Below are 6,960 nucleotides of genomic sequence, written 5' to 3' on the forward strand. Positions count from 1 at the left end.
CAGCCTAGACGTGATGTCATCCGTGAGTGGTGCAGCAGGTGGCAAGCCGCAGACACTCTCCGTGAGCTTTAAGAACTTCTCCCTGATTCTGATGTCTGTCTTAGACATTCGCTTTGACACCCTCGCCTTTATATCAGCGGGCGGCAAGAAGCCCGATGTTATCGCGGATGTCGATGTCAAGTTCCGGGGGGCACTCTCGTTTATCAATGCGCTGGAACCGTATATTCCCAAGAGCGGCTTTAGCGATCCTCCGAGCCTGGATGTCAGCACGAGCGGGATCACGGCGGGCTACACACTAGACTTGCCTCCTATTAGCTTTGGGGTTTTCAATCTTCTTAACCTCAGCCTCGGGGCCAGCCTGACTCTCCCGTTCTTTGGCGACCCGATGCGGGTTCGCTTTGCTTTCTGTGAGCGTCACCGACCCTTTACTCTTGCGGTCGGCATCTTTGGCGGTGGGGGCTTTCTCGCCATCGAGGCCACGACGAAGGGCCTTCAGCTGTTGGAGGGAGCCCTGGAGTTCGGTGGGGTGCTTGCCATCAATCTTGGGGTCGCTGCGGGCGCAGTCTCGGTGATGGCGGGGCTCTACTTTAAGATCGAGAAAGACAACGTTACCTTCTCCGGGTATCTTCGGGCCAATGGAGCACTCAAGATTCTCGGCATTATCACAATCAGCGCGGAGATCTATCTGGGGCTGGAGTACCAGAGCAGTGGCGTGATGGCGGGCGAGGCGCGGGTCTCGGTGGAGATTGAGTTTGCCTTCTTCAGCAAGACCGTCAGCTTCACCTTCCGCAAGGAGTTCTCGGGAGGCAAAGCGGCGGAGTGGTTCCCGGAGGGCGAACCCGAATATGCTTCCTTAGAGGACTCTGGAGCCAGCCAGCGCGGCAGTGCCTCCCCCCCGCTCAAAGCCACCCTTACCCAAAACGACTGGAGCACCTACTGGGGTGCTTTCGCCTGAGACAGAAACTATGCCAACACAAAGAATTGTCTGGACTGCCCTGCCCAACGGCCCCGCGCGTGAGCAAAAAGAGCAAGCGGGGGCGCTCGCGCTGACGATCTATCTCGCGCCACAGCTCACGGATACTGCCACGTTAGAGGCGTTTTCGGACCTGCTCGACTGGCCCGCCACGCTCAAAAGCCTGAAGTTTTCCGTCACCATCACGGGAGTGGCACCGCTCACGATTGCCCCGAAGCTGGTCGCGGATAGTGCGCTCTGGAAGGCCTTTTTCCCCAGTAAGCTCGCGATCCAGAGCTTCGCACCCCCAACCAAAATCCCGACACTCAATATTCAATCCTACTCGGTACTCGGAGTCGCAGCGCACCTGAAAGACCTACACCAGGGCCTGCTTGTCGCCAAGCCCAACGCGGCGGGATTCTACGACTTGCCCAGCACGCAGAGTCTTGCCAAGGCCCTTCTGGAGCCTGCCCCGTCTGCGAAAAAAGAGCTGGGAGCGGTACGGCGCTTTCAAGAACGGGGTACGGGCTCCAAATCTCCTAAAAATCTCGCGGCGACGGCGCTTGATAAGCCGCTGGAGTTCCACGATGTGGTCGCCATGCTCGGCGAGTACCCCGCCCTGCTGAGCTTGCTCGGGCTGACCGTCGAGCTGGTGGTCCCCTTTGCGGGCACGATTACAGCCAATGCGACGGTCTCGGTTGCACCGATCTGGCCAGATAAGAAAGAGCTGCGCAAGGACATCTCGCCGCGCACGGCGCTCACCACAGGCGCGTTCTACGCCCGCTCCCAAGACGGCTCGGTGGTGCAGGGGTTTCTTAAGGTCGGGGATACCTCGCTCTTTGGCACGACCCCGCTCGACACGGATGCGGGCGCGGCGCAGGTGCATGCTGCCAGCGACCAGCTTGCCTACTTCCGCCCCATGACACTCTCGCCCATGGTTATCTTTACCGGGCTAAAGTCTCAGAAAGAGCCGATCCCGAAGCTCGAACCCGACGATACCCCTCAGGTGGGGCTGCCAGTTCTACGAACGGTGGGGGTGACGCTGGCACGCAACGGGCGCGGCGCGGCGCTTCAAACGGCCCTGACACGATCTTTACAACACAGCAAAGATATTTCCGACAACAAGCCTCCCATGCTCTTTGCGGAGGACATTACCCGAGGCTGGCGGGTGGATGTCCGACAGGTGACGGGCAGTGTACCGGGCCCCTGGTTCTCGCTCTGCCGCCGCGAGGGCAAGTACACCGTGCGGGGTCTGAGTGCGCCACTGAGCAAGACCGACGAGGGCTTTGTGCGCAGTGTGACAGTCGAGCAAGACGGCAAAGAGGGAGTCCATGCCCATGAAGCGCTTTTCCGCTGGCATGGCTGGAGCCTCTGTGTTCCACGCCCTGGCAACCCCATGCCCGATGGAGAGTCTCAGAAAAGTGCGTTTAACACCACGTGGCCCCTCACCGACACGGCTTTTATGGTGCCCAGTAAGAGCCTCTTGCCGCTGCGTTTTGGACAGACCTATCAGCTTCGGGTTCGAATGGCAGACATGGCCGGACAAGGCCCTGCCCCCGAAAGCACCGAGAGCGCCACGGTCACGCCCGCCGAGACATTTCTGCGCTACGATCCCATCCCGCCGCCGGTTCTGCTCCTGCACGACGATCCCACGCCCGGCGAGTCAGCGGAGCGCCTGGTGATCCGCTCCGTCGATGAAAAGAGCAAAGCCGAGAAACCCTGCCTACGCCATATCGCCCCGCCCCGCACCACTGTCGAGCTTGCAGAGCGCCACGGTGTCTTCGACGACGCGTCCCCCGCACAGACCTACAAGTGGCTCACCGACTACCAGGGGGAGTTCAAAGAGAAGGCTGTAGACAACCCGATGAAGTCAGGCGACAAGCTCTATTTTCTCATTGAGCCGACAGACAACCCGATCAAGACTCCCTATCTCGCCGACCCGCTGGCACAGGCCGCGGTGGTGGACAACACGATTGTCCCATTTGGGGAGCCGAAAAACTGGCCCCAGACCCAGTCGGTCCGCCTGCGGCTGGAAGAGGGTACCACGGGAGTGACACAAAAAAACGGCGTGGTGACGGTCACCCTTCCCAAAGCGGAGACGACCACACTGACGCTAAGCTCGGTGCCAACCGATGGCAAGCGTTTGAATGAGCTAGGGCACTGGGTAACTCTCAAGAACAACGCACAGGGTCAGAACTTCAATGTCCTCTACGGCACGGCGATGCATGGCGGTAACTGGCAGCTCACTCCCTGGCGCGTGCTGACCCTTGTCCACGCCGTCCAAAAACCACTGCTCGCCCCGGACTTCAAGGTGTGTGAGGGAGGCAGGCGGGCACTGGGCGCAACCGCAACCGGACTGAGCAAACTCCGCCTCGCCTGCCACGCGAAAAGCACCGAGCAGATCGAGCTAGTGGCAAGCTGGGAGGAAGTCTCGGATACCTCGCCGAAGACGGGGCGGCAGGCGGCTCCCCTGACCCTACCGGGCTGTGTCTTTAGCCTGCGCTTCAAAAACGGAAAGATACCCGAGAAGAACCAGGGCTGGACTCCCTTGCGCGACCCCGATGGCTACCAGCGCACTCAGTTTGATCCCAATGCTCAGGAGCTCCTGCGCGGCTCTCGGACACCCGGCGATGGGATCACAGAACAGGACCCGCAGCTTGTCTTTCCCGACACCAAGTACAGGCGCGTCACTCTGACTCCGATTGCCACGACCCGCTTTCGGGAGTATTTCGCGCCAAAACTCACAGAGAATCCTCAGAACATCACCCGCGCAGGAGCCCCGGCAGTGCTTGATGTTCTGAGTAGCGCCCGCCCTGATGCGCCAGATGTGGTCGCGGTGGTGCCGATCTTCAAATGGAGCCGTAGCAAGGACCAGAGTGTCCGTCAGACCGGCCTGCGGGTCTATCTCAAGCGTGGCTGGTTTTCGTCGGGCGACGGTGAGCAGCTGGCGATTCTTCTCTCCCCCGATGGCCTCTTGGTAGCATCGCCGGGTTACACGGCCTACACGACCCAGTGGGGCTCCGATCCCATCTGGGCCGATGAGGCGCGGCTGGGTCAGCTTGTGCGTCTCCGCGATCTTCAATCGGGTCGGCAGCGAGCGCTGAGTATCCGCCGCCCGGACACCGCCCTTCCCGGTGAGCGCCTAGAAGCAGCCGAGTTCAAAAAGACCGGTCTAAGCCTCGCAGAGAGTGGGATTCAGGTGGATATTCTCGCCTTCGATGTCGCCTTTGATACGGAAAAAGACCTCTGGTACGCCGATCTCCCACTGACTTCGAGCGCCTACACTCCCTTTATTAGGCTCGCCCTCGCCCGCTACCAGCCGCGCTCGATGGACAATGCCCATCTCTCCCGCGTGGTGCTCGCCGACTTCGCCCAAATACTCCCGGAGCGCACCGTCTCTCTTACCCGAAGTGGGCCACGCATCGGCATCACGGTCAGTGGTCCCGCCCCGCAGGAGAGCCCGCTCACCAAGACCCAGATGACCGTCCAGCTCCAGCGCAAGACCGGCGAGAGCGACTTAGACTGGCAGAACATAGAGGCCCCCACTCCCATGAGCCTTACCCGAGGGGTCTGGAGTGGGTTCCTCCCTGCCGTGCCAGCCCAGCGCGTCCTGATTCAGGAGATCGAGCAGATCGGCGACAACAGCCGCGTGGTCTTCGCGGAGACGCTTCTGCTTTAAGTGTAGTGATCATCTTCAGGAGAGGATCGGGTACACTATTGTTTGTGGGTATTCTCTCTCTTCTGCGCCGTCACCCGGTGCTTCGGCGGCTTTGGATCGGGGCGATGATCTCCGGGCTGGGCGATACGTTTACCTGGATGGCGCTGACGTGGTACTTGGTCGAGCGGACGCACTCTGGGGCGGCGGTGGGGACGATGCTTCTGTGCTTCTCCCTTCCCACGGTAATCACCGGTGGCCTGATCGGCAAGTGGCTGGACCGTCGCCAGCCGCGCCCGCTGATGATGGCCGATAACCTGGCCCGCGCTTTGCTCATTGGGCTCATTCCGCTCTTTGACAAGCTCCACTGGCTCCCACTCACCACGGTCTATATCATCGCAGCCCTGATGGGAGCCCTCTCACCTGCCACGCGTGTGGGGACGCGACTGCTCACCCCCTATCTGGTTCCCGACGAAGACCTGGAGAGTGCCAACGCCGCACTGGGCCTCACCGAGCAGCTTCCGGGGGTGATCGGCCCCGCGCTGGCCGGAGTGGCAATTGCGGCTTGGGGAGCGCCCCAGACTCTAATCTTAGATTCCATCAGCTTTCTCGCCCTCATTGCGGCCATCGCCACGATGCCCAATATTCCCCGCGAAGGGCCGAAGGCAGATGCTCCAAAAAGCTGGACGATTCTGAAGCGCTACCCGACGGCGGCGCTGGTGACGGTGCTGAGCTTTGTCTTCTTCTTCGCCTACGGCCCCACCGAGGCCGCGCTCCCGATCTTTGTGAAGGAGTTTCTGCACTCCAACGCGGCGGGAATGGGAATGCTCTGGTCGGCGGTCGGAGTCGGGTCCGCGCTCGGGAGCCTGGGGATTGGCTGGCTGGCACGCTACCCCGCAGGCATCACCATGGCGGGAATCGCGCTGCTCTGGGGAATCTGCCAACTCGGCATGGCCTTTGCCCCCTCGCTGGGCTACGCGATTGCCGCGTTTTTCTTTGGCGGCATCGCCTGGGGGCCGTATCTGGCAATCGAGACGAGCTTCTTACAGCGCACCGTGGACAAGAGCGAGCACGGGACGTTTTTTGGCGTCCATACGGCCCTGCTCGCCCCATCCATGCCGCTGGGAGCTGCCCTAGGCGGAGCGCTTCTGCTGCGCATCTCGGCCCAGCAGGTTCTTCTCGGCGTCGCACTGACCTGCTTGCTCGGGGGGATCGTCGCGCTTTTTATTCCGGGCCTGCGCAAGGCCGAACCCGAGCGCTAGCGCATGCCTAGCGTCGTCGTATCCAACCGAGCAAGCTGATTGGAAAAGCTTCCCGGATACTGCCCGCTCCGTGCCCAGATAATGCTAGGCGTGTCTGGGTCAAGCTGAAGCTCTCCAAAGCTGTACGGAAGAAGTCGCTCCCATTTTTGCGCAGAGCTGAAACGCCAGAGCCCATCGGAGGCGACGACATAGACCCAGCCTTCCCAAGTCAGGAGGTCGTGGATCTCGCGCGTCCCCTCGGGCTGAACCAGAGGAGTCGTATCCAGCCGATCGAGGCTTGCCCGGTAGAGAGCCGCCGTCGCGAGAATCACCCGTGTCGGATCCGCAGGGTCGGTGGTGACAGCCTGCCAGCCTCGGGAACGCTCATTCTGCTCCGGCGGGAGCGGGTAGGAAATCGGCTTGCCATCCTGATGAAACACATAGAGCGGCTGCCCCGGCTCGATCAGCCAGACTGTCCCCCCCGCCGCACGGAGCCTTGTCGTCAGTGACTCCGGGACTCCGCTCTCGCGCCCGTAGAGCTGGGCCGTGCCGCTCTGGCGGTCGAGCCGCGCCAGAAGCGAGCCTTTCATTGCCCAGACGGCAGTGGGAGTGACGGCTTTCAGGTGAAGGGGGGTAAAGCCACTCCCCGCCAAAAGAGTCGCTTCACTAAATTTTTGCTGTACAGGATCAAAGCGCCATAGCCCTTGTGGTGCGGCCACCCACCACATCCCATTACCGGCGGGGGCTGTGCGCAGCGAGCTATTACGCAAAACATCCCAGGGTGGCTCCAGCGATGACTTCTCCCATGTCTTCGTCTTGCGCCGGTAGCACCAGAGACCTTGCGGACTGGATACCCAGAATGCCTCATCATCGGCGGCCAGCAGCCGCACTCCCGTCTGCTCCTCGCGCTTCCCTTCAGGCGGCGCAATCTGCTCCCAGCGGTTCTCGTTGGGAAAATACCCCACCAGTGCCACCTCCGCACTCTGCGCTGCCAGCCAGCAGCTTCCCTCAGGGGTCACGACAAAATCCAGCTCGCCATAGCTCCGTGCAGCCGGTGCGGGAGCACTCCAGCGCTTTGTGATAGGGCTCCAGCCCACAAGGCGATTCCCTAG

The 6,960-nt window shown here is 61.5% G+C and carries 3 protein-coding genes and 1 pseudogene; 3 read left to right on the forward strand and 1 reads right to left on the reverse strand.

Annotation, left to right across the window (positions count from 1 at the left end; translation table 11 throughout):
- The 3 genes and pseudogenes from RMO15_RS03215 to RMO15_RS03225 form a co-directional block, all read left to right on the forward strand.
- Positions 1-955: pseudogene (locus RMO15_RS03215) on the forward strand (outer membrane channel); the annotation flags it as partial.
- Between the two features lie 10 nt (positions 956-965).
- On the forward strand, positions 966-4,631 hold the full coding sequence (locus RMO15_RS03220) for a hypothetical protein (RefSeq protein ID WP_309707738.1): 3,666 nt from the start codon (positions 966-968) through the stop codon (positions 4,629-4,631).
- Positions 4,632-4,675: 44 nt separating this feature from the next.
- Entirely contained in the window at positions 4,676-5,869 is a 1,194-nt protein-coding gene (locus RMO15_RS03225; RefSeq protein WP_309707740.1) for an MFS transporter, read from the forward strand.
- On the opposite strand, the gene RMO15_RS03230 is transcribed toward RMO15_RS03225, so the two are convergent.
- Positions 5,866-6,960, reverse strand: a 1,095-nt coding sequence (locus tag RMO15_RS03230; protein ID WP_309707742.1) for a hypothetical protein, incomplete at its 5' end; no start/stop codon positions are given. The genes RMO15_RS03225 and RMO15_RS03230 overlap by 4 nt on opposite strands.

Origin of the sequence: Armatimonas sp. (genome assembly GCF_031410135.1) — a bacterium.
Classification (GTDB): domain Bacteria; phylum Armatimonadota; class Armatimonadia; order Armatimonadales; family Armatimonadaceae; genus Armatimonas.

What these genes read in the sequence shown, in the direction of transcription:
- RMO15_RS03220 (WP_309707738.1), top strand. Translation starts at nt 966, where the DNA reads ATGCCAACACAAAGAATTGTCTGGACTGCCCTGCCCAACGGCCCCGCG.